This window comes from Endozoicomonas sp. Mp262 (genome assembly GCF_025643335.1).
In the GTDB taxonomy this organism is placed as follows: Bacteria; Pseudomonadota; Gammaproteobacteria; order Pseudomonadales; family Endozoicomonadaceae; genus Endonucleibacter.
The window spans coordinates 4,168,137-4,192,547 of record NZ_CP092489.1 but is presented as its reverse complement, the minus strand read 5'-3'; the positions used below and the strand labels follow the sequence as shown (position 1 = coordinate 4,192,547).

General features: G+C 46.9%; 39 protein-coding genes and 4 tRNA genes. 32 read left to right on the top strand and 11 right to left on the bottom strand.

Going from position 1 to position 24,411, the window contains the following annotated elements; genetic code table 11:
- Window positions 1-229: 229 nt before the first annotated feature.
- Window positions 230-1,081: a bifunctional methylenetetrahydrofolate dehydrogenase/methenyltetrahydrofolate cyclohydrolase FolD gene (gene folD, locus MJ595_RS18500; RefSeq protein ID WP_263079533.1), complete on the bottom strand. Its 852-nt coding sequence runs from the start codon at window positions 1,079-1,081 to the stop codon at window positions 230-232.
- A gap of 302 nt (window positions 1,082-1,383) precedes the next feature.
- On the opposite strand from folD, the gene MJ595_RS18495 reads away from it, so the two are divergent.
- The 4 genes from MJ595_RS18495 (at window position 1,384) to MJ595_RS18480 (ending at window position 1,826) form a co-directional block, all read left to right on the top strand.
- Window positions 1,384-1,460: transfer RNA gene (locus tag MJ595_RS18495), tRNA-Pro, on the top strand.
- 13 nt (window positions 1,461-1,473) lie between these two features.
- Window positions 1,474-1,550, top strand: a tRNA-Arg gene (locus MJ595_RS18490).
- Window positions 1,551-1,615: 65 nt separating this feature from the next.
- A tRNA-His gene (locus MJ595_RS18485) sits at window positions 1,616-1,691 on the top strand.
- Between the two features lie 50 nt (window positions 1,692-1,741).
- A tRNA-Leu gene (locus tag MJ595_RS18480) sits at window positions 1,742-1,826 on the top strand.
- A gap of 93 nt (window positions 1,827-1,919) precedes the next feature.
- Here the strand turns inward: MJ595_RS18480 and MJ595_RS18475 are convergent.
- The 10 genes from MJ595_RS18475 to MJ595_RS18430 form a co-directional block, all read right to left on the bottom strand.
- Window positions 1,920-2,954 carry a tyrosine-type recombinase/integrase gene (locus MJ595_RS18475; RefSeq protein WP_263079532.1) on the bottom strand — a complete coding sequence of 345 codons (1,035 nt, stop codon included), beginning with the start codon at window positions 2,952-2,954 and terminating at the stop codon, window positions 1,920-1,922.
- A 2-nt stretch (window positions 2,955-2,956) separates the two neighbouring features.
- Window positions 2,957-3,175, bottom strand: coding sequence for a DUF4224 domain-containing protein (locus tag MJ595_RS18470; protein ID WP_263079531.1), 219 nt, complete (start codon window positions 3,173-3,175; stop codon window positions 2,957-2,959).
- 88 nt (window positions 3,176-3,263) lie between these two features.
- Window positions 3,264-3,572: a hypothetical protein gene (locus MJ595_RS18465; RefSeq protein WP_263079530.1), complete on the bottom strand. Its 309-nt coding sequence runs from the start codon at window positions 3,570-3,572 to the stop codon at window positions 3,264-3,266.
- A 265-nt stretch (window positions 3,573-3,837) separates the two neighbouring features.
- Window positions 3,838-4,011: a hypothetical protein gene (locus tag MJ595_RS18460; protein WP_263079529.1), complete on the bottom strand. Its 174-nt coding sequence runs from the start codon at window positions 4,009-4,011 to the stop codon at window positions 3,838-3,840.
- Window positions 4,012-4,096: 85 nt separating this feature from the next.
- Window positions 4,097-4,438 carry a hypothetical protein gene (locus tag MJ595_RS18455; protein ID WP_263079528.1) on the bottom strand — a complete coding sequence of 114 codons (342 nt, stop codon included), beginning with the start codon at window positions 4,436-4,438 and terminating at the stop codon, window positions 4,097-4,099.
- Window positions 4,439-4,440: 2 nt separating this feature from the next.
- A complete protein-coding gene (locus MJ595_RS18450; protein WP_263079527.1) occupies window positions 4,441-4,575 on the bottom strand; it encodes a hypothetical protein in 135 nt (44 codons plus the stop codon).
- Window positions 4,576-4,577: 2 nt separating this feature from the next.
- Window positions 4,578-4,838, bottom strand: a complete 261-nt coding sequence (locus MJ595_RS18445) for a hypothetical protein (RefSeq protein ID WP_263079526.1) — start codon at window positions 4,836-4,838, stop codon at window positions 4,578-4,580.
- Window positions 4,828-5,040, bottom strand: a complete 213-nt coding sequence (locus MJ595_RS18440) for a hypothetical protein (protein ID WP_263079525.1) — start codon at window positions 5,038-5,040, stop codon at window positions 4,828-4,830. Before MJ595_RS18440 ends, MJ595_RS18445 begins: the two co-directional genes overlap by 11 nt.
- Entirely contained in the window at window positions 5,037-5,441 is a 405-nt protein-coding gene (locus MJ595_RS18435) for a helix-turn-helix transcriptional regulator (protein WP_263079524.1), read from the bottom strand. The genes MJ595_RS18440 and MJ595_RS18435 overlap by 4 nt, the downstream gene beginning before the upstream one ends.
- Before the next feature lie 159 nt (window positions 5,442-5,600).
- Complete coding sequence (locus tag MJ595_RS18430; protein WP_263079523.1) at window positions 5,601-6,329, bottom strand: helix-turn-helix domain-containing protein; 729 nt, start codon at window positions 6,327-6,329, stop codon at window positions 5,601-5,603.
- 133 nt (window positions 6,330-6,462) lie between these two features.
- Here MJ595_RS18430 and MJ595_RS18425 point away from each other — a divergent pair, with 133 nt between their 5' ends.
- From MJ595_RS18425 to MJ595_RS18290, 28 genes are all read left to right on the top strand, one after another.
- On the top strand, window positions 6,463-6,723 hold the full coding sequence (locus MJ595_RS18425; protein WP_263079521.1) for a hypothetical protein: 261 nt from the start codon (window positions 6,463-6,465) through the stop codon (window positions 6,721-6,723).
- Window positions 6,723-6,911 carry a hypothetical protein gene (locus tag MJ595_RS18420; protein ID WP_263079520.1) on the top strand — a complete coding sequence of 63 codons (189 nt, stop codon included), beginning with the start codon at window positions 6,723-6,725 and terminating at the stop codon, window positions 6,909-6,911. The genes MJ595_RS18425 and MJ595_RS18420 overlap by 1 nt, the downstream gene beginning before the upstream one ends.
- Window positions 6,908-7,876 carry a helix-turn-helix domain-containing protein gene (locus tag MJ595_RS18415; RefSeq protein ID WP_263079519.1) on the top strand — a complete coding sequence of 323 codons (969 nt, stop codon included), beginning with the start codon at window positions 6,908-6,910 and terminating at the stop codon, window positions 7,874-7,876. Before MJ595_RS18420 ends, MJ595_RS18415 begins: the two co-directional genes overlap by 4 nt.
- Complete coding sequence (locus MJ595_RS18410; protein ID WP_263079518.1) at window positions 7,830-8,438, top strand: replication protein P; 609 nt, start codon at window positions 7,830-7,832, stop codon at window positions 8,436-8,438. The genes MJ595_RS18415 and MJ595_RS18410 overlap by 47 nt, the downstream gene beginning before the upstream one ends.
- A 42-nt stretch (window positions 8,439-8,480) precedes the next feature.
- Window positions 8,481-8,906: a VRR-NUC domain-containing protein gene (locus MJ595_RS18405; protein WP_263079516.1), complete on the top strand. Its 426-nt coding sequence runs from the start codon at window positions 8,481-8,483 to the stop codon at window positions 8,904-8,906.
- Window positions 8,903-9,079 (top strand): hypothetical protein, encoded by a 177-nt coding sequence (locus MJ595_RS18400; protein WP_263079514.1) that lies wholly within the window; start codon window positions 8,903-8,905, stop codon window positions 9,077-9,079. The genes MJ595_RS18405 and MJ595_RS18400 overlap by 4 nt, the downstream gene beginning before the upstream one ends.
- Before the next feature lie 7 nt (window positions 9,080-9,086).
- Window positions 9,087-9,347, top strand: a complete 261-nt coding sequence (locus MJ595_RS18395; protein WP_263079513.1) for a hypothetical protein — start codon at window positions 9,087-9,089, stop codon at window positions 9,345-9,347.
- Window positions 9,348-9,354: 7 nt separating this feature from the next.
- Window positions 9,355-10,038: a hypothetical protein gene (locus tag MJ595_RS18390; RefSeq protein ID WP_263079511.1), complete on the top strand. Its 684-nt coding sequence runs from the start codon at window positions 9,355-9,357 to the stop codon at window positions 10,036-10,038.
- A gap of 1 nt (window position 10,039) precedes the next feature.
- The gene (locus MJ595_RS18385; protein WP_263079510.1) at window positions 10,040-11,245 is read left to right on the top strand and encodes a site-specific DNA-methyltransferase; all 1,206 of its coding nucleotides are present in this window, start codon (window positions 10,040-10,042) and stop codon (window positions 11,243-11,245) included.
- Between the two features lie 324 nt (window positions 11,246-11,569).
- A complete protein-coding gene (locus tag MJ595_RS18380) occupies window positions 11,570-12,361 on the top strand; it encodes a hypothetical protein (RefSeq protein ID WP_263079509.1) in 792 nt (263 codons plus the stop codon).
- 13 nt (window positions 12,362-12,374) lie between these two features.
- Entirely contained in the window at window positions 12,375-12,596 is a 222-nt protein-coding gene (locus MJ595_RS18375) for a hypothetical protein (protein ID WP_263079508.1), read from the top strand.
- Between the two features lie 11 nt (window positions 12,597-12,607).
- Window positions 12,608-12,844 (top strand): hypothetical protein, encoded by a 237-nt coding sequence (locus tag MJ595_RS18370; RefSeq protein ID WP_263079507.1) that lies wholly within the window; start codon window positions 12,608-12,610, stop codon window positions 12,842-12,844.
- A complete protein-coding gene (locus MJ595_RS18365; protein ID WP_263079506.1) occupies window positions 12,841-13,686 on the top strand; it encodes a hypothetical protein in 846 nt (281 codons plus the stop codon). The genes MJ595_RS18370 and MJ595_RS18365 overlap by 4 nt, the downstream gene beginning before the upstream one ends.
- 178 nt (window positions 13,687-13,864) lie before the next feature.
- Window positions 13,865-14,296, top strand: a complete 432-nt coding sequence (locus MJ595_RS18360) for a glycoside hydrolase family protein (protein WP_263079505.1) — start codon at window positions 13,865-13,867, stop codon at window positions 14,294-14,296.
- Between the two features lies 1 nt (window position 14,297).
- Window positions 14,298-14,813 (top strand): hypothetical protein, encoded by a 516-nt coding sequence (locus MJ595_RS18355; protein ID WP_263079503.1) that lies wholly within the window; start codon window positions 14,298-14,300, stop codon window positions 14,811-14,813.
- On the top strand, window positions 14,806-15,099 hold the full coding sequence (locus MJ595_RS18350) for a hypothetical protein (protein ID WP_263079502.1): 294 nt from the start codon (window positions 14,806-14,808) through the stop codon (window positions 15,097-15,099). Before MJ595_RS18355 ends, MJ595_RS18350 begins: the two co-directional genes overlap by 8 nt.
- Window positions 15,100-15,251: 152 nt before the next feature.
- Window positions 15,252-15,806 (top strand): terminase small subunit, encoded by a 555-nt coding sequence (locus tag MJ595_RS18345; protein ID WP_263079500.1) that lies wholly within the window; start codon window positions 15,252-15,254, stop codon window positions 15,804-15,806.
- Window positions 15,739-17,574, top strand: a complete 1,836-nt coding sequence (locus MJ595_RS18340; RefSeq protein WP_263079499.1) for a phage terminase large subunit family protein — start codon at window positions 15,739-15,741, stop codon at window positions 17,572-17,574. Before MJ595_RS18345 ends, MJ595_RS18340 begins: the two co-directional genes overlap by 68 nt.
- A complete protein-coding gene (locus MJ595_RS18335; protein ID WP_263079498.1) occupies window positions 17,565-17,813 on the top strand; it encodes a hypothetical protein in 249 nt (82 codons plus the stop codon). The genes MJ595_RS18340 and MJ595_RS18335 overlap by 10 nt, the downstream gene beginning before the upstream one ends.
- Window positions 17,813-19,375, top strand: a complete 1,563-nt coding sequence (locus tag MJ595_RS18330; protein WP_263079497.1) for a phage portal protein — start codon at window positions 17,813-17,815, stop codon at window positions 19,373-19,375. Before MJ595_RS18335 ends, MJ595_RS18330 begins: the two co-directional genes overlap by 1 nt.
- On the top strand, window positions 19,338-21,194 hold the full coding sequence (locus tag MJ595_RS18325) for a phage major capsid protein (RefSeq protein WP_263079496.1): 1,857 nt from the start codon (window positions 19,338-19,340) through the stop codon (window positions 21,192-21,194). Before MJ595_RS18330 ends, MJ595_RS18325 begins: the two co-directional genes overlap by 38 nt.
- 36 nt (window positions 21,195-21,230) lie before the next feature.
- Entirely contained in the window at window positions 21,231-21,446 is a 216-nt protein-coding gene (locus MJ595_RS18320; protein ID WP_263079494.1) for a hypothetical protein, read from the top strand.
- Complete coding sequence (locus MJ595_RS18315; RefSeq protein WP_263079493.1) at window positions 21,439-21,750, top strand: hypothetical protein; 312 nt, start codon at window positions 21,439-21,441, stop codon at window positions 21,748-21,750. Before MJ595_RS18320 ends, MJ595_RS18315 begins: the two co-directional genes overlap by 8 nt.
- Before the next feature lie 9 nt (window positions 21,751-21,759).
- Window positions 21,760-22,326 carry a phage tail protein gene (locus tag MJ595_RS18310; protein ID WP_263079492.1) on the top strand — a complete coding sequence of 189 codons (567 nt, stop codon included), beginning with the start codon at window positions 21,760-21,762 and terminating at the stop codon, window positions 22,324-22,326.
- Window positions 22,323-22,790 carry a hypothetical protein gene (locus tag MJ595_RS18305; protein ID WP_263079491.1) on the top strand — a complete coding sequence of 156 codons (468 nt, stop codon included), beginning with the start codon at window positions 22,323-22,325 and terminating at the stop codon, window positions 22,788-22,790. The genes MJ595_RS18310 and MJ595_RS18305 overlap by 4 nt, the downstream gene beginning before the upstream one ends.
- A 67-nt stretch (window positions 22,791-22,857) precedes the next feature.
- Complete coding sequence (locus MJ595_RS18300) at window positions 22,858-23,466, top strand: hypothetical protein (RefSeq protein WP_263079490.1); 609 nt, start codon at window positions 22,858-22,860, stop codon at window positions 23,464-23,466.
- A 62-nt stretch (window positions 23,467-23,528) separates the two neighbouring features.
- Window positions 23,529-23,948 (top strand): phage tail tube protein, encoded by a 420-nt coding sequence (locus MJ595_RS18295; RefSeq protein WP_263079488.1) that lies wholly within the window; start codon window positions 23,529-23,531, stop codon window positions 23,946-23,948.
- 41 nt (window positions 23,949-23,989) lie between these two features.
- Complete coding sequence (locus MJ595_RS18290; RefSeq protein WP_263079486.1) at window positions 23,990-24,361, top strand: hypothetical protein; 372 nt, start codon at window positions 23,990-23,992, stop codon at window positions 24,359-24,361.
- Window positions 24,362-24,411 lie beyond the last annotated feature (50 nt).

Sequence of the window (24,411 nt, the reverse complement as noted above, 5' to 3'; positions counted from 1 at the left end):
TATGGAGCGCTTTTTTGGTGGCCTGAAAAGGGAAGGGACTGGCCATTAAATTTTTACAGCCAAATAAGACAAGAGCAAGGCCTACGGAGGCAAACCGAATAAAAAGACTCATGGTTTTATAGATCATTTTCCAGAATGGTGCTCTTTATAAAGTTTTATATAGCAATGATCAACTGAATTGGGGGGGGGGAGCCTGACTTTCGGTTATCAGGCTTTCTTGTTCAGGTTTTTAATGCAGGTGTTCAGCCGCGTACAGGGTGTTTTCCAGTAATGTGGCCACTGTCATTGGACCCACGCCGCCGGGTACCGGAGTGATCCAGCTGGCTCGTTCTTTGGCGGTTTCAAACTCAATATCACCCACCAGTTTGCCATTGGGCATGCGGTTAATACCGATATCAATCACAATGGCACCGGGCTTGATCCAGTCACCTTTTACCAGTCCGGGTATGCCCGTACCCACCACCAGAATATCGGCCCGTCTAACTTCCGCAGCCAGATCCTCGGTAAAACGGTGGGCTGTGGTTGTGGTGCAGCCTGCCAGCAGTAATTCCATGGTCATGGGGCGACCGACAATGTTGGAGGCTCCGACGATGACGGCATTTTTGCCCCTTATGGGTTCTCCGGTGCTTTCCAGTAAGGTCATCACTCCCTTGGGGGTGCAGGGCCTTAGAATGGGGATGCGCTGGATCAGTCGTCCAACATTATAGGGGTGGAAGCCATCCACATCTTTATCGGGACGGATACGTTCTATGACGTGCTCTGCGTTGATATGGGCAGGCAGCGGCAGCTGCACAAGAATACCATCAATGCTTGAGTCTTCATTCAGGGTGTCAATAAGTCCCAGCAGATCCTTTTCACTGGTTGAAAGGGGCAGGTCATGGGATACCGACGTGAATCCGACCTTTTCGCAATCTTTCCTTTTTTTGCCCACATAAACTTTTGATGCAGGGTCGTCCCCAATCAATATGACCGCAAGCCCGGGGGGCCTTAGTCCCTGGCGGGTTCTGTGGTGTACTTTTTCTGCAATGGACTCGGTAAGGTGTAAGGCAATGGTTTTGCCGTCAATAATTCTGGCTGTCATGATTGTGATTGTTGCCTATGGTGGAAGCGCAAAAAAGCCTGTCTTTGCAGCATATGCTGAATATTGACAGGCTTCTAGTTTAACAGTCCTGTTTTATGGGTTGTATGGAATTGTGGCTATTGGCTGCGTTAGATCAATTACAGAATATTGAGGCGGGATATTGCACTTCTCAATGATTGTGGTAGATTTATGTCCGTCCAAACCACAGGCGTTTCCTGTTTTGATGAATAATATCAAGGCATTGACGAAATGCATTGTTGTGGTAATATGCATCGGCGCCTTGCACAGGGTGTTGAGGTTTTCGGGGTATAGCGCAGTCTGGTAGCGCGCCTGCTTTGGGAGCAGGATGTCGGGAGTTCGAATCTCTCTACCCCGACCAGTTTATTTGTTGTGCGCCCGTAGCTCAGTTGGATAGAGCAACGGCCTTCTAAGCCGTGGGTCGCAGGTTCGAATCCTGCCGGGTGCGCCATTTTTCAGAGCGGATTGCTTTGATTTGACACGCTCTTTTGAGGTGTTAGAGTGAGTTTGACTGTGGTGGGCGTAGCTCAGTTGGTAGAGCTCCGGATTGTGATTCCGGCGGTCGAGGGTTCGAGCCCCTTCGCCCACCCCAATTTAAAATCAGGTTAATGATCGGTTTGTAGTTACTGCATTGATCTGTAAGCGGAAGTGGTGGAATTGGTAGACACGCTGGATTTAGGTTCCAGTGCCGAAAGGCGTGAGAGTTCGAGTCTCTCCTTCCGCACCATATTAAAATCAAGGGGTTACAGTAATGTAGCCTCTTTTTTTTATGCTTTCCTAATATTTTCCTAATACGATTTCCTAATATACAGTAGTTTGGTTACTTGGCTGGCAGTGGCTTATCAAGTGACCTGACAACGGCTGTTTTCCGGTCGTAGGTGTTTACCTGACTCTGGGTTTTGTGTCCGCTGAACTGCTGCTTTTCTGCCAGATTTCCCTCAAAATCAGAGATACCTTTTGCCTTGATATCGTGAAAGGTAAAGCTGGTATCCAGATCAATATTTTCCTTTTCTGCTTCTTTTTTTGCTTTCTCCTTCGCTTTGTTCCAGATGCTTCTGAATCCGGCAGGTGTATAAGTGCTGCCAAATTTATTGTGGATGAGATATTTGCTGCTGGTGGCCCCTGGTATTTTGCTGGCCAGTTTCACTGCGGCCCTGAGTCTGTCAGTCCAGGCTTTGATTTGCTTTTTGCCTGTTTTGCCTTGCTGAATAAAAATACCTTCTTCCAGTATCTGGCTGCGTTCCAGCTTTAGCACGTCGCCACGTCTGGCAGCACACAGGTAGGAGATTTCCATGGCAACCTTCAGTGCAACACTGGCAGCAGAATAGGTACGGTGGTATTCATCATCGGTGATATAGCGGTCACGGGCGGTTTCAGTGAATTTTTTAACCCCTTTGACCGGGTTGATAATCACTTTGCCTCGCTCATAGGCCCAGCTGTAGACTTTGGAGAGGTAGGCTTTTTCCCGGTTGGCTCGGACCGGGGAGTGTCGCCCTCGGGTGTCCATGTATTTTCTGATATGTTCCGGCTTGATTTTGTCCGGGTTCATCTTGCCAAAAACGGGCATCAGTTGGTCATGGCAGAATCCATAATCAGAGCGAGTGCCTGTAGCCAGTTTAAACCAGGCTTCTGATTGCTGGAATTCAGCACATAGTGCATTGAGTGAGCTTTGTCGCTCCCGATCTATCCGCTCCCTTTCCTGTTCCCATCGCTTTATGACCAGGGCGGGGTTTGCGTCAAGGTCGCAGAGCCTTACCGCTCCTCCTCCTTTTGGGTGAAATTCATAAGCAGATTTGCCCCGATAAACACGGGGCGGTATCCAGGCATCTTTTGCCGACTTACGCTTTCTTGGCATCGTTATTCCATGGCTGCAAAATTGGGTGTATCTGTTTCATTGCCCAGCGGCTTATTGGCCGGGTGGTTAACATGATGCCATGTGGTTCTTACTGTGCCATCCAGTCTTTCCACAAAAAATATGCCGTGACTTCTCAGTATCTGGCGTTGTTTGCTTTTTAGTGTTGCCCCGGTCAGCTCTATTATTTGTTCTTCGGTTAGCATTTGCTCTGCTGCTTGCATGAATGCCTCCTGGTAGCGGTTTCTTTGCTAAATGGTACGGTTGTTAATGATAATATATTGCTCGGGCGGTATATCCCTGTGTTAGGTGCTACTTCTGGTCATACTCTTTCCACCACAATTTAAACTGTTCGTGCATTTCACGAGCTGGTTGATGTTCCAGCCATGCAGAAAAACCACGGGCTATTTTTTCTGCATCCTGCATTGATACCCTGCCTTGCAGTCTGGCAACCTGACGCATTGGTATCATAAAACAAACGACAGCCAGCAATCCCAATGCGGGTATCCACATTTTTTGAGATAGCTGGATGACTATTATTGAGGGGGCTAAGAATTTGATATACATATCCATCAGCCACGTTGGATTAGTTTTATGTTTTTTAACTATCCAGTCAAACATGCTTATTCCTTAGTTCGTGCCATGCACCTAACAAGTCGCCCGTCCAGACCGCCTACGGCGGCTGGTCAGCTCGGGGTTATGTGTTACTACGATTACTGAGCTAAATTCAGAATTACGCTTTAGCCAACTTTCCAACTGCACTATAAGCTGTTCACCTCTTTCGAGATTTTTTTTCATAATTAAGCTCCAGAGTTATTGCCGCATAACAAATCATTCAACTTCGTTCGCTGCTGTGGGCAAAAAATAGAGTTATAAAACGAATCAATCAATCTGTTCTTTTTTCGACTAATTCGGCCTCTTCGTCAGTCATAATACAGTCCATATACTCAGCAATCGTTAATGCCTCTTCTTCTGACTCGGCCTCACCGCTAGACAGTAATTTATCAGCTTCCTGCTTCACCGGATCGTCTGCATAATCTGGATAGTCTTGATTTTCCATCTTTGTCTCCACTGATTCTTTCCTCCAAGTATGCAGCAGTTTGTTTCAGAACTTTTTTTTACGTTTTAAAACTTTTTTTTGTGTTTTATGACTTCATTTTTTGCCCACAGCTGCGCTCGCCGGTTAGAGTTCTGGCCATTTGATCTATATCCCATGTCTTATGGTGAGTACTGTCGATTTGGTCAAATCTGGCATCAATATCTTTGTCATTTGAGTCTGAACATATCAAGTACAAAATATTTTTTATATGTGCTAGTTCTTCTTTTCTTTCATTTAGAAAGCAATAGTGAAGTGCGTCTTCGCATTCGCGCTCTTCTAACCAATATTCCATCCAGAATGCAGCCGTATCGGCAGCATCTTTTAGCCTTTTTATTATGAGTTCCCTGTTTTTCAGTTCTTCAATTAATTGATCTTTATAATCGTCCATTATTATTTCCATCGCATCGTTAACAGTTGATTGATACGGTTAATCTGTTTTTCAGGGTTGTTTTTTCTGACTGGCCGGTGGGCGTTTTTGCAGACAATGCCCAGTTTTTGCCTGAGTTTTTCAAAATCCTTGATCATGATTAAACAGCCATTCCGGAAGTCTGGCCGGATATCGGGGTAACAGGCATTACAGGCTTGGCTGTGCCGGTATCTGCTTTTTCCCTGCAGATCATGTTGTTCCAGTAAATACCGGCTATAACAGCCCTTTGTGGGCTGGTGGCTCGTACATAGCGGGTGGCTATGGTTTGATAGCCTTTCCTGACTTCTACCTCATAGGGGGCTGGTTTGTGCTCTTTTGGCAGCTTTTCAATAAGCTTGCTAAGGCTGGTGTCAGACTTCATTGGAAATTACCTCAAGATCAGGTGTGGTTCTTTCCAGAACCGCCTGAAAAACTTTCTTGCCGCAAGCCTTATCAACAAATTTCATGCTGTAAATGCAATGAATGCCTAATTCCCTGAGCTCACGGATCTGGTCTACAACCATTTGCGGTTTGGTGGACTCAATGATTCTGGGTGCCTTGATGGTCATTTTTTTATTGCTCATGCTGTCACGCTAATCTGGGTTGCCTTTATGACGGTCATTTCTCTGATGGAGCGGCCCCGTCTGCTGATTCGCATAGTGCGAGGCACTGTGCGTGTTCGTACTGGACGTGTAGGCATATGTTCAAAGCCTGCAGCCTGGGTAATCATCAGTAGCACAAGCAGAGGCCGGAGGATGTTGTTGCAAAAAGCCAGAGCAATCAGGTTTGCCCGGTTGGTTGCATCCATTGCTTTCATTGCCCGTGACCAGTGGGCCTTAACCGTTTCAGGGCTGATGCCCATGATAATGGCTGTCTCTTCACGGGTTTTGCCTTCAGCCGCCAATGCTAAAGCTTCTGTTTCCCGGTTGCGGAGTATGCTGTTATACCGGGCTGCCAATCTTGCTGTTGTGTATTCACCAGTCACGGTTATTTCTCCGTGGTTATCGCCTCATGGTTGAATGTTAAGATATATTAACTTTTTCAGCAAGTTAAAGTTAATAAATTAAACTTATGCTTGTTTTTGTGACACTGGTGGTGGACTGCAAAAAAAACCGCTGATGGTCAGCGGCTTGGTAGTAATGGATTAGCTGGCTTTTTGAGGATGTAGCGGTATGACGTTATTAGGGGTTACCAGGTGTGTGAGTGGAGCAATTAATTCTCTCTGGATTTGTACTGCTACACCCAATATCTTGCAGTCGTCAGGGTTTAACCATGGCAGCTCTTCATCGTTTGAAGCTAAAACCAAATTCCCGGAACTATGGTTAAATCTGTATCGTCGCAGTAATGGTTGTGATTCACCTGGTGCTTTGACCAGTACCAGATTCTTTGCCTGCATTTGTCGATCAGGATCAATAATAACAACGTCACCCTGGCTGGCGTCTCCTTTCATGCAGTTATCAGTGACCACTGTGGCATAAGGATTCTTACCAAGTTGTTCATACAGGCTTTTTCTGAGGTAAAGGTGGTCTGCTGGTTTCGGGTTTTCATCCATAAGAGCCAGCGGCCGGAACAGCGGTATTTTGTATGTAAGCTCCAAATCCTTATCACAGTCTTCCAGCTCCCCTTTGCCATAGGCCAGCCAGATTGGATCACACATCAGATATTTAGCCGCATTGATGATATGGGAAAATTTCAAATCAGGAGTTTCGTATTTTCCAGTCTCAATTTGCGAAATGTAGCTTTTTGATAAATCACCCATTGCTTCAGCAAGTTCACTCTGGGTTATCTTGGTGTGCTCCCGCCTTCGTTCATGGGCAGTCAGTCGGGCATAGTTCAGTCGCTGCCCCAGGCTGCTGTTTTCAATATTACGCATCGTAACCTCCAAATCCATGGGTTTTATTGTAGTTGTCCAGTCGTTCATGCATGTCTTGCGCCAATAAGTTTATAATACTTAACTTATCGCTAACCGATGTTTAATATATGGAACATCAGACGCAGGTGTAATTATGACCCCATACCAAAAATTAACAGTGACGTTGCTGGGCGAAAAGCCCAAACGGGGAACCATGACACGACTGGCCAGCAGGCTTGGCATGTGGAAGCAATCAATCTGTATTACCTGGCGTAAGGTGCCGGGTAGTAATTATGACCGAATTATTCCATGCAATGCCGCTGGTCGGATTGAGGCGATAACCAACGGAGAAGTAACCGCTGATGAGATCCGGGAATTTGCTCATCAGCACCGATCAGATAGCGAGGCGGCGTAATGATCAGGCATATCTATGGTAACCGGCTGCTGGTGGCCGGTCATGTACCCAAACGGGGACATAAAAAAAGCCCTATATGGAATAGGGCCTTTTTCGTTCTTGCTGACCATGGATTTGGAGTTTCGCCAGCAGTAGCTAGTTTGGCTCACTACTGTATGTTTGTCCAGTATGGCGGTAAATCATCATGAGTTGTCGTAAAGGTGTATGGATTCCGTCTACGGTTTGGGAAAGCAAGGAACTGAGCTGGCAAAAGAAAGTCCTGATTATTGAGATCAATACCCTCCATTCTGCTGGTGGCTGCCATGCCTCTAATGCTCACTTTGCCTCATTTGCCGGACTGTCTAAATCAAGAATCGAAACCCTGATATCCGAACTGAAGAAAGACGGCTGGGTTAACTCGGTTGTTTACCGTGATGAGAAAAAAGTGGTTATCAAACGTGTTTTGTCGCCAACCAGTAAAACCGCATCGCTTTTTGCCGGATATCAGGTGGAGGTAGCAGCCAATGACACCCATGAAAAGGACGGTCAAACCCTCCCCCTAAATTCAGGGGGACACCTCCCCCCGGAGGTCGAAACCCTCCCCCCAGAATCAGGGGGACGCTCCCCCCAGAAACGGCAAGAACCTCCCCCCGAAAATGGCAGAGGTATTAATACAATGAATAATACAGTTATTAATACAGTTTCTTGCTCTGAGCTAAAAACCTCAGAGCCAGCTAATCAGTCACAAGGTCAAGTTCTTCTCGATTTTCCTACCAACAAAAAAGGGCAGTCCTGGTTACTGACTGAAGATTTCTATCAGGGACTTCAGGAGTCCTATCCAGCCGTTGATGTTAAGCAGCAATTACTGCAAGCCAGAATGTGGCTGGTATCTAACCCAAGCAAACGAAAAACCAGCAACGGCATGAGTCGTTTTCTCAATAACTGGATGAGCAAGGAACAGAACAAAGGGGGAGGAAATCACTATGGAGCAGGCAACCAGCATTATCAGCAGAGCTATCAAAACCAAAGACTCAACACCATCAATGCCATCTGGAGTGCACCAGGCGCAGAAAGTCTCCCAGCTGAACAGTACTCAGAGCTCTTTGGTGAACGACCTGTTCAAGATCATGCAATTGAGGAAACCCCATCTACTGAATTCTGCTTATCCGACTGAGGAACTGGTGGCATCGGCAAGGCTTGAATTTGCAGAGCAGATTATCAAGGCCGGGTTGTCAGTCAGCATGGTTAAACGGGGAATTGAGCAGTTAAGAAACCGCTATCCCCTTAAATACCTTCCCGATCCGGTTGAGTTTGTCATGGAGTACTGCTGGCCGACAGCTGGACAACTGGGATTGCCGTCACCTGCTGACGCTTGGCTGGAATGCTGCAATCACAGTCATGAAGTCCTGACCCATCGCTGGTCACATCGGGCAGTGTACGAAGCCGGTAAGAAAACAGGCTGGCATTTTCTCAAGACAGTCAGTGGTCATAAGGCACTTGACCAGCTGCAGAGGCAGTTTAACGAACATTACCAGAAGCAAGTGGAATGGGTAGCCAGTGGCCAGCCGTTAAAAGACCGGTCAGTTAAGGCACTCGAAGACCACAGCAAAGACAGTGAAGCCGAAAAAGCCATTAATTATGGCAAGCAACAAATGGATCAGACCCTGAGTGAACTGGGTATTCCCAGAACAATGAGTGGCAGTGATGCACTTAAAAAACTGAGGGCGATGTTATGACCGCTAAACACGGTGTTACCAGGAGATACCAGGGAAATATTTATGGCAGTAATCAGGCTGGCAGCCAAAAAACCAAGACGGAAGCCAAGGGAAAACGAGGACCGGGAACTAAGAATGTTTATGCGCTGGCTACATACCATGCATCCCGGCGTGTTTGTCTATGTGTTTCATCCACCCAATGGCGGCAAAAGGGACAAGGCAACGGCAGGCAAACTGAAAGCCATGGGCGTCAAGCCGGGAGTGCCGGACGTGTTCTGTATGTTACCCAGGGGTGGTTATCACGGGCTGGTGGTCGAGTACAAGGCGACACCACCAAACGATGCGGAAGTCAGCCCCTACCAGAAGGAATGGATAACACGGTTAAGCCAGCAGGGATACAAGGCCAGTGTCTGCAAGGGACTGGCAGCGATCAAGGACGAGTTCACAAACTACCTGAAGTTACCAGTGCAAGAAACCATTTCCGCATGAGTTACCGACGGGTAAGGATTCTGGCCAGAGCTATGGAAAGTGATAGCGAAGTCATAAATACCTTTGCCCGTAGTAACCGTTACACACAGGCAGCGGTTTATGCACTGAATCATTCACGATCAGGGGAATTTTTAGGGTATCGCTACTTTCCGGCACAAGGGGTGCCGTACTGACAGGTTTATGAAGGGAAAGACAAAGCAATTAAAAAAATGTGAGTCATGCAATGGGCTGGGAGAAGAAAGAGGCGTCTTTGACTGGCTGGTTTGCATGACGTGTAAAGGGCTGGGTGAGGTATTGGAAACGGGCGAAGCACTGACAGATGAGCAGATCATTGATGGTTTAAGGGCTAAAAACCGCTATCTGCAATATGTAATCAGGGAAACCCGCAAGCATACCGACCACCTGCAGCAACAACTGGATAATTTCATCAGACACAGGTAACAGGGCAATGGATCGGGCGGCAATGGCACTGGCAAAACTCAAGGTCAAGAATATCCGGTTTGATACCGGTCTTGGGTGCAAGCCTAAATTCACGGCTGAAGATGTGGCAGCAGCACTGGCTGGTACAGAAACGGGGCCGTACTATCTGGCACTGGCCAAGTACACAGGTGACTTGCCAGCGAGACTTGCCCTTGAAACCACTGTCATGTGTTACCTGGGTGACCATATCAAAAACAAGAAACTGTTATCCGATGGTGAGTATGCAGCACTGCACCATTACACCCACTGCCTGGTGCGAAATGTGGAGCCCTACCGAATCACGGATATTGACCGGCAGAAGTGCAAGGTCTGGCACCAATTGGTCAGATTGCTGGTGGATCATGCTGTGATTGATCACCGTTGCCCAAAGTGTAACGGAACCGGTAACGGTAAACGCTACCCGGTAGGGCGTGACTTTGCTTACAAACCCTGTACCCGCTGTGGTGGGTCAACAAGAGTAAGGCCGAGTAACAGGAGTAACGCACGTTTTTTGGGTGTGACTCATCCCACCTGGGCGGAAAAGTACGAACCGGTTTATCGTGATCTTTACCCAATGCTTGCGATCTGGGAGCAGCATGCATTCAAACATTTAAGCCAGCAGTTATTTAGTCGTATTGATCACCAGATTGGTGAAGCACTGAGGGCGTGTTGATATGAATAAGGTGGTTATTGGTGGCGCAGAGCTGCACTGTTGTGATTGTTTTGACTTGATGAAAAAAATAGATGATCAAAGTGTATCTGCCATTATCACTGATCCTCCATATTTTGGGATTAAAGCGGATGATTGGGATAACCAGTGGAAATGTGCCGATGATTTCATTGAGTGGGTATGTGCATTATTGAGGGAGTTTAAAAGGATTCTACGCAAAAATGGTAGTTTGTATTTTTTTGCTTCTTCTAAGATGGCTTCTCGAATTGAGGTATCAATATCAAGATACTTTAACAACCTTAACCATATAGTCTGGAGAAAGTGTAAAAGAGGATTAAGGCCATCAATACCAGGCAATAAGGCAGAAAAAGAAAAGCTGCGATCTTACTTTCCTGAGACTGAACGTATTTTATTTGCGGAACACTACGATAGTGATGGGTATGCAAAAAACATGGGCAGTTATAACCAAGCATGTGAAGAGTTAAGAGCTTCGGTATTTGACCCTCTGATAAAATACTTTAACGATGAACGTATAAAGCTGGGAATTACTCCAAGTCAGATATCCGAATGGTTTTCGGATCATGGGTTGCCAAAATTCATGACGGCCCGTCATACATTTACAAGAAATCAGTGGCAATTTCCTACAAAAGAAAATTATCAGGCATTGCAGCAATGCTTTAAAGAGCTTGGTAATGGGGTGTCTTTGTCTGATCGATATGAGGTGGTTCGGTCACGTTATTCCATATTGAACATGGAGTACACTGACTTAAAGAGAAATTATGAAGACCTTAAACAAGAGTATGAAAGTTTGCGTCGACCATTTACGGTTACTAGACGTGATATGTGGACGGATGTTTGGGAGTTTGAGCCTATATCAAGCTACCCTGGTAAGCACCCATGCGAGAAACCAGTCGATTTAATGATTCAGATGATCAAGGCAAGTACAAGGGTTAATGAGTTGGTATTGGACCCTTTTCTTGGGTCTGGGAGTACAGCTCAAGCATGTATTATGATGGGACGACGCTGTATTGGGTCAGAGTGTGATCATAATTATTTTAAAAATATGCATGAGAGGCTATCAAAGGTGTCAAGGCAGTCTGATATTTTCAACCAACCAACCAACCAACCAACCAACCAACCAACCAACCTTGTTTGTTTGATAGTTCTGAATAGTGAGCTAAAAACCTACCCCCCTGTATTTCTGTCCTAACCACAGTAAGATACTCAGTAAAATACAAAAACCTCCTATTTACTGATGCCCGTGTGGCACTTGCACTGGTGGGTGTTTTTGTTTTATGATTCGTTTCAATGTTTTCTGGCTTAACAACTGGAAGGCAGTACTCACATACTCAAGAATTCCCGAAAACGAATTCCTGCCGATTTGCTTCAGCGCATACAGAGTTATGGCGAAGTGGTCAGCGGTGGCTATAGCTGTAGAGGCTATAGCGCACATGATTCTTGAGCATGTGTTGTTAACACCCTGGCCGCTTCTCCACCAACCGTGAAGAAGGGCTAGAGACTCAAGGCCCATACCATGACAACATTCAAACTGACAGCTAGTCAGGCCACCCAAATCGCTGGGGCAAGAGCTGGACGTGATTTTCTTGTTCACCTCATCGCCTGTTCTCAATCCAAGACTGCACAAAAACGTGAAGGCGCTTTCTGGAAATCCCAGAGAGAGTGGTCTAACGTTGACGGCGGTGGTTTTAGCCGTACTGCAGTACGCAATCACTCCAAGAATCTGGTTAGCCTGGGTGTTTTAACGGTATGGTCCGAGCGTGATTACTCTCGCATAGTGGGAGGTATCCGCACCTGGTACAAGGTGGATATTGACCGTGTGAAAGAGCTGGTGGCAGAAAATACCGGCAAGGCCGTCAATAAAGTTCGCAAGGTTGCCAAAAAAGCCAAGCAGGTTATCCGTAAAGGGTTTGATAAGGCTGTAGAAATGGGCAAAAACTTTACAGGCCAGAACGAAGCCAAGCCACAGGCAGCTCATAACATAACTTACACGGTTGAACACTTTGCCGAGTGCAGCCCATTCACCATTCACTTCATTGACTGGTTAACCTTCAACAAAGACAGCAGCAAAAGCGCTGGCACTCTCCATTCATTTTTCAGCCGCTACGGTTTTACCTCCAACTATGTTCAGAAGGCATACAAGAACTTCCTTGGGCAGTGGGGTGGTGCTGTAGAAGAACGGTTGATTGATCAGTATGGTCCTGCTGTCTTCCTACTGGTGGCTGATGCCCAGAACGAAAACGGAGGATTCAGGACAGCATTGCTGATTAAGCAGGCCCGATCTGTTAGCCACACTATTCAGGCATAGGGGGAATCAGGCAATGAAAACAGAAGAACACCAACTGCAACTGAACCTCTGCCCAAAAACTAACAATGCTGTTGTTTTCTGGTTCCGTGAAGAGTGCTTTGAACTGGAAGTACCCGAGTTTTATCAGCGTAGTCATCAGGTATTGGCTGCTTACTGCCTGAATTCACTTTTCCGTGTGTTTCAAGTGATCCCCAAGAAGGGGCACGGCGTTAGCATTCACGAAATCCACGTATAAGGGGGCAGGCCATGACAACCAAGAATACTGAACAACAAGTCAATGACCTGTTCTTTGAACTGGGGCTGGCTAAAAAACTGCAGGGTAGTCTGATTTCCCTGTTATCTGCTTCCCGCTATGCAAGGGAAGGCAGTATTGAATTTCTGATCTACCACACCCTGATTCAGTCAATGAAGTCTACTGGTAAGGCCATGACTCAGACTGAAGAGCTGATTAAAGCACTGGAAAACAGGGAGGATGCAGCATGAAAGGTCAGAAAGAACTGCAACTGGTATTACTGACTGTAACCCTGGTTATGACCGGCATGTTTGGCTGGTCACTGGCCACAGGTATTGCTGCCATTCTTTTTGCTGTAACGCTGGTGGCACTTCAGGCCGGGGCATTGCTCTATGTTCCGGCAATGGCTCACCAGGCATGGAAGGATGAACAGATAATTCCCGCTGTGATTTATGGGGTAGCTGTTGCCCTGGTATTGCTTACCAGTGTGACTGCCAGTGTAGCGACTCTGTCACATTCAGAAGATAAGCAGCTGGTGGCCCAACAAGAACGGGCAACACTTCAGGCTGCTGTTGATGGTTATATGGCGGAGGGATTCATTACCAAGGGGCTGGCAGTTAAAAAACAACTGGATAAATTACCAGTAGTAGAGAAAACAGCGTTACAGTCAGCCGCTGAACGGGTGAGTAACGTGACTGGCTGGAATGGTAACAGTGTAATCAGCGGTTTTATTGTGACTCTGGCGCTGTTACTGGATGCCTTTGTGATTATTCTGGGTATTCAGCAGAAACAGCCAGGGATTGAACGGGCCTATAAACAAACAGTCAATGAACAGCCTGTTATTGACCAGGAGCCAGACCCGCTTATGGTTGATGAAAGGAAAGAGCCTGAACCTGTGATGTTAGAGTTTCGGTCAGAAGTTGAAACAGTCTTATCTGCCCTGAATGCGGGTGAAATTAAAAAACTGACTGTGAAGGAAGTCAGGGAATTATTAAGTTGTGGTCAGAAAAAGGCACAGGAAGTCAGCCAGATTTGTAAACAACTGAAGCTGCAGCTGGATGACAGAATGATAGCTATGAGCGGCAATATTTGACCATTTACCAATATTAGGGGTAAAATTCCCATACTCGCAGAAAGACCGCCCTGAGCAATCAAGGCGGTTTTTTTGTGTCTATCGTATACCTTTCTCTTTTGCGTCTGTCGGCGTAATACTCATTACTTCCAAATCCTCGTTAGTTACGCTGCCAGACGCTTTTTCTGATTAACAGATTATGGCCAACCGAAAAAAACTAAAACAGTTAATCGCTCTGCATGAAGGGCTAAAACTGACCCCTTACCGCTGTCCGTCCAATAAGCTAACCATCGGTTATGGTCGTAATCTGGAAGACAACGGTATTTTAAAATCAGAAGCCGATCTCATGATGGCTAATGATATCGACGCAGCAGAGCATGAACTGGCCGCTAATGTGCCTTGCTACCAGTCTTTGTGTCAGGTCAGAAAGGCCGTACTGATTGATATGTCCTATAACATGGGCTGGCCAACACTGAGCAAATTTAAACGGTTTTTTGCTGCCCTTAACGATGAAAACTATTCAGAAGCGGCTGCTGAAATGCTGGATAGCCGCTGGGCTGATCAGGTGAAAATAAGGGCAGTGCGGTTAGCACTGATGATGGATACAGGGCAATGGCCAGAGGATCTTTAGCATGGACCCGTTAACGATGGTTGGAGTCGCCAAGGGAATTGCTGATATTACCGGGTTTTCTGATTGGTTGGGTGATCTGATCAGCAGCAAGAATAAAGCGGTGGTCAATAAGGTGATCAATGTTGCCCAGGCTGTAACGGGCACTAATGACCCAAAGCAGGCTTTATCAAAGCTAAATAAAGATCCTGAACTGGTGGCTGATGTTCAGGAGCGATTACTGGAACACAAAGAAGTGTTATATCAGCTGGCGCTTCAGGATAAGTCCAGTGCTCGGGCCATGCAGAAGGCAGCAATGAACCAGAGCGATCTGAAGACCAGGCGGTTTATCTATAACTTTGCCTGGTTTTGGTCGACCATTGCAGCGGCTTTTATTTTTCTGACTGTGTTGTATCCCATACCACAACAGAACATACGGTTTGCAGATACCGTGCTTGGGTTTGTCCTGGGTACAATCATTGCCACCATCCTGCAGTTTTTTTATGGATCAATGCTGAAGCAGCAGGACAAACATGAATGAAGTACAACACCAAAAAATAAGCCGTTATGACCCCACCATAAAACTGGGTGATATCTTTCAGGCCGTTGTGTTGGCTGCTGCCATTATCGGTGGCTATACAGCTACTCAGTTACAGATCAATAGTAACACCAAGGATATTGAGGCGCTCAAGGTCAGTAAGCAAAGAATTGATGAGGATATTGTCAGGCTTAAAGACCAGGTGCGGGAAGATATCAAGGATGTCCGAGACGAAGTTAAAAGCGTTAATGAGAATGTTCTGAAAGTCTTGGGCAGGCTACCTGACTAATTATTATTACCTTTTTTTTGTATACGTATTTCCACTTAAGCATAAATACTTATCTGGGGTGTGCGGGTCCTTCTGGACCTCGTCCCTTGCGGGTTTACGGACGCGCGAGGTTTTTTTAGTCACAGAACTGTATAGGGTTTTCCTTCCTCGGTATGTCAAAAGGTCAATTAGTCAATAAAAAGCAGCTGGCAGAGATCATCGGTAAATCAGAACGAACCATTACCACTTTTCAAAAGAACGGCTTGCCCATTCAGTCAGAAGGTACAAGGGGTACAGCCAATATATACAACACATCCGATGTGATTGACTGGTTGATTCAAACTGAAATTGAAAAGTATTTTTCTGCCAGTAGCGGGGTAGGAAATGGTACGGAAGTTTTTGATTACGATGTTGAAAACGCAAGACTGACTCACCACAAAGCAAACATTGCCGCACTGGATGAACAAGTCAAAGAAGGAAAGTTGATTCCGGCTGATGTTGTTGAAGCAGCCTGGGTTGATTTTGTCGCAGCATTCCGGGCAAAAATACTGGGCATACCAACAAAAGCCGCCCACCAGTTTCTTAACCTGACCGATCTGGCCCAGATACAGGATTGTTTGAAAGAACATCTGTTTGAAGCACTGGCAGAACTCGCAGACTATGACCCTGAACACTACGGTATCCAATCTGCTGCACCGTGCAGCATTGATGGCAGCGCCGCCGCCTGACCTGACCGTATCACAATGGGCCGATGAATTTAGAAGACTAAGCAGCGAGGCCAGTGCAGAGCCCGGACGCTGGAAAACCAGCAGGGCACCTTATCAGCGTGAAATCCTTGATGCCGTCAATGACCCTTCTTGTGAAATGGTAGTGGTTATGTCATCGGCACAGGTTGGAAAAACAGAATTATTGCTGAATACCATCGGTTATTTCGCCGACTATGACCCGGCACCCATATTGTTGCTGCAACCGACGCTTGAAATGGCCCAGGCATTCAGTAAAGACCGGATGGCTCCCATGGTGCGTGATACGCCACCACTACGGGGTAAAATTGCAGACAGTAAGGCAAGGGACAGTGGAAATACAATACTTCATAAATCGTTTCCGGGCGGTCATATCACCATGGCCGGGGCTAATTCACCCGCTTCACTTGCGTCTCGCCCAATTAGAATATTGCTGGCGGATGAAGTGGACCGGTTTCCTCCCAGTGCAGGAACCGAAGGTGACCCGTTCAATCTTGCGAAAAAAAGAACCACAACTTTCTGGAACAAAAAGATCCTTGCTGTATCCACTCCAACTGTAAAGGGAGCCTCAAGGATTGAGGCGTTATACGCAGACAGCACCCAGGAGCAATACCAGCTTCCATGCCCCGAGTGTGGGCACTATCAACCGCTGGTATGGGCTCAAATCAGTTTTGATGAATGTGGTCATGCCTGTAATCGCTGCGGGGTTATCTCTGGCCAGTATCAGTGGCTCAATGGCACTGGGTTATGGATAGCTCAGGCAGAACACAGCACAACTCGTGGTTTTCACCTGAATGAACTGGTTTCACCCTGGCGACGCTGGGAACAGATTATTGCTGATTTCAGGGAAGCCAAGAAAACACCCGATACCCTGAAGGTATGGGTGAATACCTCACTGGGTGAAACCTGGGAAGAAGAAGGCGATGGTATAGAGCACCACTTGCTGTATCAGCGCAGAGAGCATTATCAGCATGAAGTGCCAGCGGGTGCCGTAGTGCTGACTTGTGCCGTGGATGTTCAGGATGACCGGCTTGAATGTGAGGTTAATGGCTGGGGAGTGGGTGAAGAAAACTGGCGTATTGAATTACGGATCATGCGCGGTGATCCGTCAAGGCCGGAAATCTGGCGAGAGTTGGCAGAATTTCTTGAGACTAAATACACCCATGCCAGTGGCACCAGCCTGAATATCAGTTGCTCGGTTATAGACACAGGTGGCCATTTCACTCAGGAAGTTTACAAGTTTGTAAAACCAAGAGAAGGGCGGCGGGTGTATGCAATCAAAGGGAAATCAGGGGCAGGGATGCCCATTGTTAACAGACCCTCACGCTCTAATCTGGGCAAAGTGCAGTTATTCACTGTCGGTGTTGATACCGCAAAAGAGATTGTGCTGGCCAGATTAAAGGTAACAGATCCTGGTGCCGGTTATGCTCATTTCCCGGTAAAAGACTGCTTTGACGAAGAATATTTTATGCAGCTCACTGCAGAGCAGTGCATAACATCATTTGTTAATGGCAGGCCCGTACGCAAATGGAAAAAGACCAGGGCTAGAAATGAAGCTTTTGACTTAGCGGTATATAACACCGCAGCCCTTTATATCTTGAATCCAAACTTTCAGGCACTGGCCACACGGCTGGAACCAGAAGAGCCTGAAGAAATACCAGAACCAACAGTCACCCAACAGATTAACCAGGAACGGCGAGCGGCAAGAAGGCCAAGACGCCGAGCCGGAGGCTTTGCAAATTCATGGCGTTAACAACAAGACAACAAAAACGGAAAGTTTGGCTTGAAGATATGCTTGATGCCATTGATGCCCGTATTAGTGGTGATATTACCTCGGGGGCCAGTGCAATGAGCTATAACGGGCGTAATTTACAGAGATACAGTCTGGCCGAGCTGGATACTCTCAGGAGTAAGTTTGAAAACGAACTGACCGGTCTTGAAGCAAAAGAGCAGGGCAGATCAAAGTATCAACCGGTTAGAGTGCGCTTCTGATGTGGCCATTTCGTAAAAAAGAGAAACAACGGCCAGCCCGGTCTGATCCTGTAATCAGTAATAGAAAACCCTTGTTACCAAGGCATAGCAAGAACGGCCAGTTAATGGAGCGAAACTTTAACGCTTCCCTGGGTGACAGGTTAAATTCCAGCTGGACCAGTGTTAGCCAAACCCCTGACAACCTGATTTTTCATAACTTGAAAATACTCAGGGCCCGAAGCAGGGAACAGCGCTACAACAATGACTATGCCAGAAAGTTTATTGGCATGGTGAAAACCAATGTTGTTGGTGCTGAAGGGGTGGTATTGCAATCAAAAGTAATGGATTACAGCAATAACCCTGACTCAGTAGTAAGAACGGCTATAGAAAACACCTGGCGGGACTGGCATCAGGTTTGTGACTTCAAAGGCCGGTTACATTGGATTGATTTCCAGAATGTACTGATGGCAGCTGTGGCCGGTGATGGTGAAATACTGATACGTAAACATGGAGGGTCACAGTACGGCTATACCTTGGAACTGATTGATCCAGAGTTATTGGATGTCACTTATATTGGCGAGCATGGCAATAACAGGATTGTTCATGGTATTGAGCTGGATAATACCGGCAGGCCCGTTGCCTATCATTTGAGTCAGCCAGAAGCCAACCAGCAGACTTATCTTAATTACTACAACAATAAGCACTATTTAAGGGTTCCCGCTTCAGAAATTATCCATGCCTATCTTTGTGAGTTTGTAGATCAGAAACGGGGTATTCCGTGGATTGCTACAGGTCTGCAGCGGTTAAAAATGCTTGGAGCCTATGAAGATGCCAGCCTGGTTGCAGCACGGATCGGCGCAAGCCAAATGGGTTTCTTCAAATCATCAAGCAATGATCAGTTTGAAGGTGATGAAGAAAATGATGATGGTTTTGAAATGGAAGCAGAACCAGGCATGTTCAGAAATATAGGCAATCTTGATTTTCAGTCATTTAACCCGGATTACCCAAAAGGTGAGTTTTCCGATTTCATGAAGCAGTGCCTGCGTGGTATCAGCTCTGGTCTGGGTGTTGATTACAACACTTTTGCCAATGATATGTCGGATGTGAATTATTCCTCTGCCCGTGTGGGAATGCTTGAAACCCGTGAAGTATGGATTGGTTTACAGGGCTGGTTAATCAGAAATGTAATCAGGCCCATCTTTGATGAATGGCTGGAAAGGCAGCATGACCTGGGAACAATAAATATCCCAAGAAAGAACAAACCACCCGCACCACTAAACAGAGAACTTGCCTATTACAAGCCAGCAGTTTTTCAGGGCAGGCGCTGGAAATGGGTTGATCCGGCAAAAGAAATGACAGCCCACGAAAAGGGTATTGGTCTGAAAATCACTACCCGTTCACAGATTATCAGGGAACAGGGCGGTGACCCTGACCAGGTATTCAATGAAATTGCTGAAGAAGAGAGACGCCTGAAAGAACTGGGGATTTTTAACGCCATGACCACAGAACAGGAAACCGAACCAAAATCACAGGAGAACAACGACGATGCCAATAACCCGCAAGATGAAAGCGGGGCCGCTTGAGCGGTCAATAACGCTTCAGCGTGAGGCTATCGACGAAAATGCCCGTACAGTAGATGTGGCATTTTCATCTGAGGAGCCTGTTGAACGCTGGTTTGGTAACGAAATCCTTGACCACTCGCCAACTTCTATACGTCTGGGCAGGCTGCAGAATGGCGGGGCGGTTTTGGTAGGGCATGACCATCGTGATCACGTCGGCGTGGTTGAGTCCGTATCTATCGACAGTGACCGCCGGGGGCGGGCAAAGGTGAGGCTGGGGACAAGTCCACGCGCTGACGAAATATTTAACGACGTGAAAGACGGCATCATTCGGCATATTTCCGTGGGTTATCGCATTCATGAACTGGAAAGAAATGAAGGCAGTGATGATTACCGGGCAACGGACTGGGAGCCGTTTGAAATTTCATTTGTAGCGGTTCCGGCTGATGCTTCAGTGGGTATTGCGAGAGCTGATGGTGGTGATAAAAATGAAATCATCATTAATGAGCGCAGTGCCAAAAAAGAAACAAATGCCATAGAGAAATTTGCAAAAGCCGTTGTTGATGACTGCGTTTCAATAATACAAGACGATTTAAAGGAAAAGGCAATGCCTGAAGAACAAACGAAATCAAAATCCCCGGCGGTACACACTGACAGCAAAGAACTGTTAAAAGCAGAGCGTCAGCGTATCAACAAAATCAATGATCTTGGCCGGAAATACCAGCTGGTGTCAGAAGCAGAAACCGCAATCAACGAAGGCACCAGCCTTGCTGATTTCCGGGGCGTTGTGTTGGATAAACTGAATACGGATAAACGCACGGAAGCCAAGCCCGTTACCCAGATTGATATGACCAGTCAGGAAGTGAAGCGCTACAGCATTATGAAGGCGCTCAGGGCAGCAGAAAGTGGGGACTGGAGCAAGGCAGGTCTTGAGCGTGATGTGTCTCTGGCTGTTGCAGACAAGCTGGGCAAAGATGCCCGTGGTTTTTATATTCCTTATGATGTCCAGCAGCGGGATATGACCACTGGCGGGGCAGGTACAGGGGCCGAACTGGTCGGCACTGATCACTTAGGGGGCTCATTTATTGATGCCTTGCGTGATTACACGTTGCTTATGAACCTCGGGGCCGATGTGTTAACAGGCCTTGTTGGTAATGTAGATATTCCGGGCTCAGATGGTGATGGTACTTTCTACTGGCTCAATGAGGATGAAGACGCTACAGACAGTGATATTCCAACCCGTACAGTCTCACTCACACCTAAAACCGTTGCCGGTGCTGTACCCGTCACCCGACGTTTGCTGAAACAGTCTGATCCGAGTGTTGAATCAATGATCATGCGTCAGTTGCAGCTTGGGGCAGCGGTAGCTATTGATAATGCAGGCTTTGCCGGTGTTGCGAAAGGTCCAAAAGGCATTTTAAAAACCACCGGCATTGGTACTGTGACACTGGCAAAAGCCGGTGCCCCAACCTGGGCAGAGGTTGTGGCCTTTGAAACAGCAATAGCGTCTGACAATGCTCTGGCAGGCAATATGGCGTATGTGGCTCACTCTGGCGTGATTGGTCATTGCAAAAGCACTCCCCGTGATGCCGGATCAGGACTGATGCTGATGGAAGGCGGCACTATCAATGGCTATGCCGCTCACCGCAAAAATGGTATTGCTGCCACTGATATTCTGTTTGGTAACTTTGCTGATGTAGCCATTGGCATGTGGGGAGTGCTGGATGTAATGCCCGACAAAGCGACTAAAGCTGCCAGCGGTGGACTGGTTATGCGGGTATTTCAAGACCTTGATATTGTCGTCAAGCAGCCTAAATCCTTTGCTAAGGCTGTTACTGCATAACGTAACTGGGGGCTTTGCCCCCATTGAGGTTTCCCAATGTCAGACACTGTTGAAGTTACTATCACCAGAGACACTATCGCCAATGACGGAAAACTGGTTAAAAAAGGCGATAAAATAATGGTCAATAAGGAAGATGCCCACACGCTAACCAGCATAGGCCGGGCAACCTATACCGACCGAATGATGGAACCTTCAGGAATGACCACCAAAAACACCGCAACCAGCAAGGCCAGGAATAAGAAAGATGAGTAATTTCAACCAGGCTCTGGAAAATATGGATGAAGATGTTGTTAGAACGTTTGGTGAGCCATTGCTATATACCAAACAGGGTGCAGAGCCATTAGAAACCATGGGTATTGTTGATTATGACGTGATTATGAACGGTGAGTATGCCCAGGTGCAGGAAACGGAAACCATGATTACCTTGCTGGTTAAGGAAGTGGGTACACCTGATCGGGGCGACACTATTCAGAATGCGGATAATCAACAGTGGATTGTTGACAGGCCAGTGAATAATGACAGACATCTGGTGCAAGTCGCTGTCATATCTTCTTGAGAATCTGCTATGGCAACCATTGATCAGCAAATTAAAGCCCTTAACAGGTCGCTGGCCAAAAAAGATAAGGTGGTAAAAGGAGCTGTACGGTGGTCGTTAAACCGGGCGGCAACTATGGCAAAGACCCGAATTATTCGTGGAGTGGCAAGGCAGCATAAACTGCAGAATAAAGTCGTTAAAAAACGGGTTTATATTGGCAAGGCCGCTGCTGATAAGATGGTGGCGAAAATTACCGGTTATGGCCAGCCAGTACCAGCTATCAGCCTTGGCAATGTTCGGGTAATGAAGAAAACCGGACAGGTAAGGGCAGGTAAGCACAGTTTTCCCAGTGCATTTTATGCATCTGGTGAGAAAGGATATGGCAAATACATCAAAGGCCAGGGCTATCAGCAGACCAAGCTGAAAAAATACCAGGTATTACAGCGCACAACCGACAAGAGATACCCGCTGGAAGTTGTTAAGATAGAAATTAATGATACAGTGCAGTCTATCACCCCGAGGGTGTGCCAGCGTATCATGCAAAACGAATACCCCCGCATAGCCAACCGTGAAATCAGCCGCAGGCTTAACCAATGACCTCTGCCAGACAGAAAGTAAAGGAAATCATCCGGGGCCGCCTCGCCAGTGTCGGTATTACCGGTTACAGCGACCGCTACTGTAAAACCAGCAAGCCTGAGTTTGCCACCATCTATTTCGGTGAATGGACAACCCAGCCGGAAACTATGGAGGCCGTTGATAACATTACTACGGGTGAGATTCAGGTGGAAATATTCAGCAAGGCCGGTGATGCCCGTCTTGAGGAATTATCGGAAAAGGTGCGGTCAGTACTGGATTACGACACCACATTGCAGGGATATGTCCGTTACTTCTACGTAACCGGCGGCGAATATACACCACAGGTGCCCGGTGAACTGCCCAGCCTGCTAATGAGCTACCGGGCAGAGTTTAATGACGAAACCCTGGCGCAGATTTCCGCAGCAGCCTTGTACCATGAGGCGATTAATTACATGCTGCCTGAGCAATGGCACCCGCCGAAATAGTCAGTTCTGACACTTACGTTGCGATCGGCTGGCGGCTATGATCCGGATTTTATAATAGGGTCATACTATGTCTGAGAAAAAGCAGTATACAAAACGTGATTGGCTGATTGCCGGGGCTGGCTTGGCATTAGTGGGATTGGTAGCGGTGTATTTTATGTTACCGCCTTTTATTAACGGGGATTCACAATATATTTTTGAGCGTCAGGCGAGCGAGCCTGAAAAACAATGCTTGAATAAAGTCTGGAGCGGTATGGGTTACCCGAAGTCGATATGGGTTTATGATTCAGTTGTGGAAAACCAGACAGTTACCATTAATTATGCAATGACCAATCCCCATGGCTTTTATCGTGACGATCAGGCCCAGTGCTTGATGGACGGCAATGAAGTCAGCCATATTCAGATTGAAAGTCTGAAACTGACTCCTGAAGAAATGGCCAGAAAGACAATCAGCGATGCAAAGTGGGAATGCCAGAAGGTTAGCCAGTCAATGGCAGCTTACCCTGACACGGTAAAGTTTATCGACACAGCAGCTGGATCGGTTGATGACACTACGATTGTAGAGCTGTACTGGACGGCAAAAAACAAGCTGAGTCAGGATGTCAGGAACAAATCATCCTGTGCCGTACGTGATGGCAAGGTAGTCAGCTATTACCTTGACGGTAAAAAAGTAATTTAACAGTTAACCATGCAATCAAAGCCCGCCACCCGGCGGGTTTTTTTATACCAGGAGAAAAGGCAATGGCCGGTATTGGTTCAAAATTTTTACGCAAGGGCGACAGTGATGATACCTATGTTGCTATCGCCAAAATCAAGGAAATGGGGGAAATCAGCAATACCCGTGATACACAGGATGTCACCTGTTTTGATTCAACCGGGGGTTACCGTGAATTTGCCCCGGGCCTGAGGGATGGTGGTGAGCTGAGTCTGGTGATGATCTTTAAAAAGACCGATGCCGGGCAGGTGGCGCTGCAGGGAGACTATAACAAAAATGAAGCCCACGATTACAAAATAGAACTCTCTGATGATGATAAATCCTCCTTTTCCTTCCAGGGCATTGTCACCAGCTTTGGTGTCGCCATCCCTCTTGAAGAAGAGATCACCCGGTCAGTCACCGTAAAAATTACGGGGCCACTGACTGAAGGCACATGGACTGAATAAAGAACTGAATAAAGAAAAGCAGAAACAGGGCTGAAGCATCAATGAGTTTATTTGATACGGATATTCTTGAGTCAAAGACAGTCACTTACAAAAACCGTGAGTTTACTGTGTATGAAATGAGTGCTTATGACCGGGTTTACAGCATGACCCCGCCAGCGGCAACCGATGACCCGAAGCAGGTACAGATCAATAACTACCAGTTGACTGAATCGCTGCTGGCGCTGGCATTTAAACCGGCTTACCCGGACAAGACTGAGGATGAGATTAAACAGGCATTGAAAAAACTACCCGATGAATTGCTGACAAAGCTATGGATAGCGGCGGCTGAAGTTAATCATATCCCGCTGTCTGATAGTGAGTCTGATAGTGAATCTAATAGTGAGCCTGACAAGCGCCGAAACAAAAAAAAATAATCTGCCCCGGCGGCTGGTTCGCACCGTTGCTGGCGGAGCGGATCGGGCAG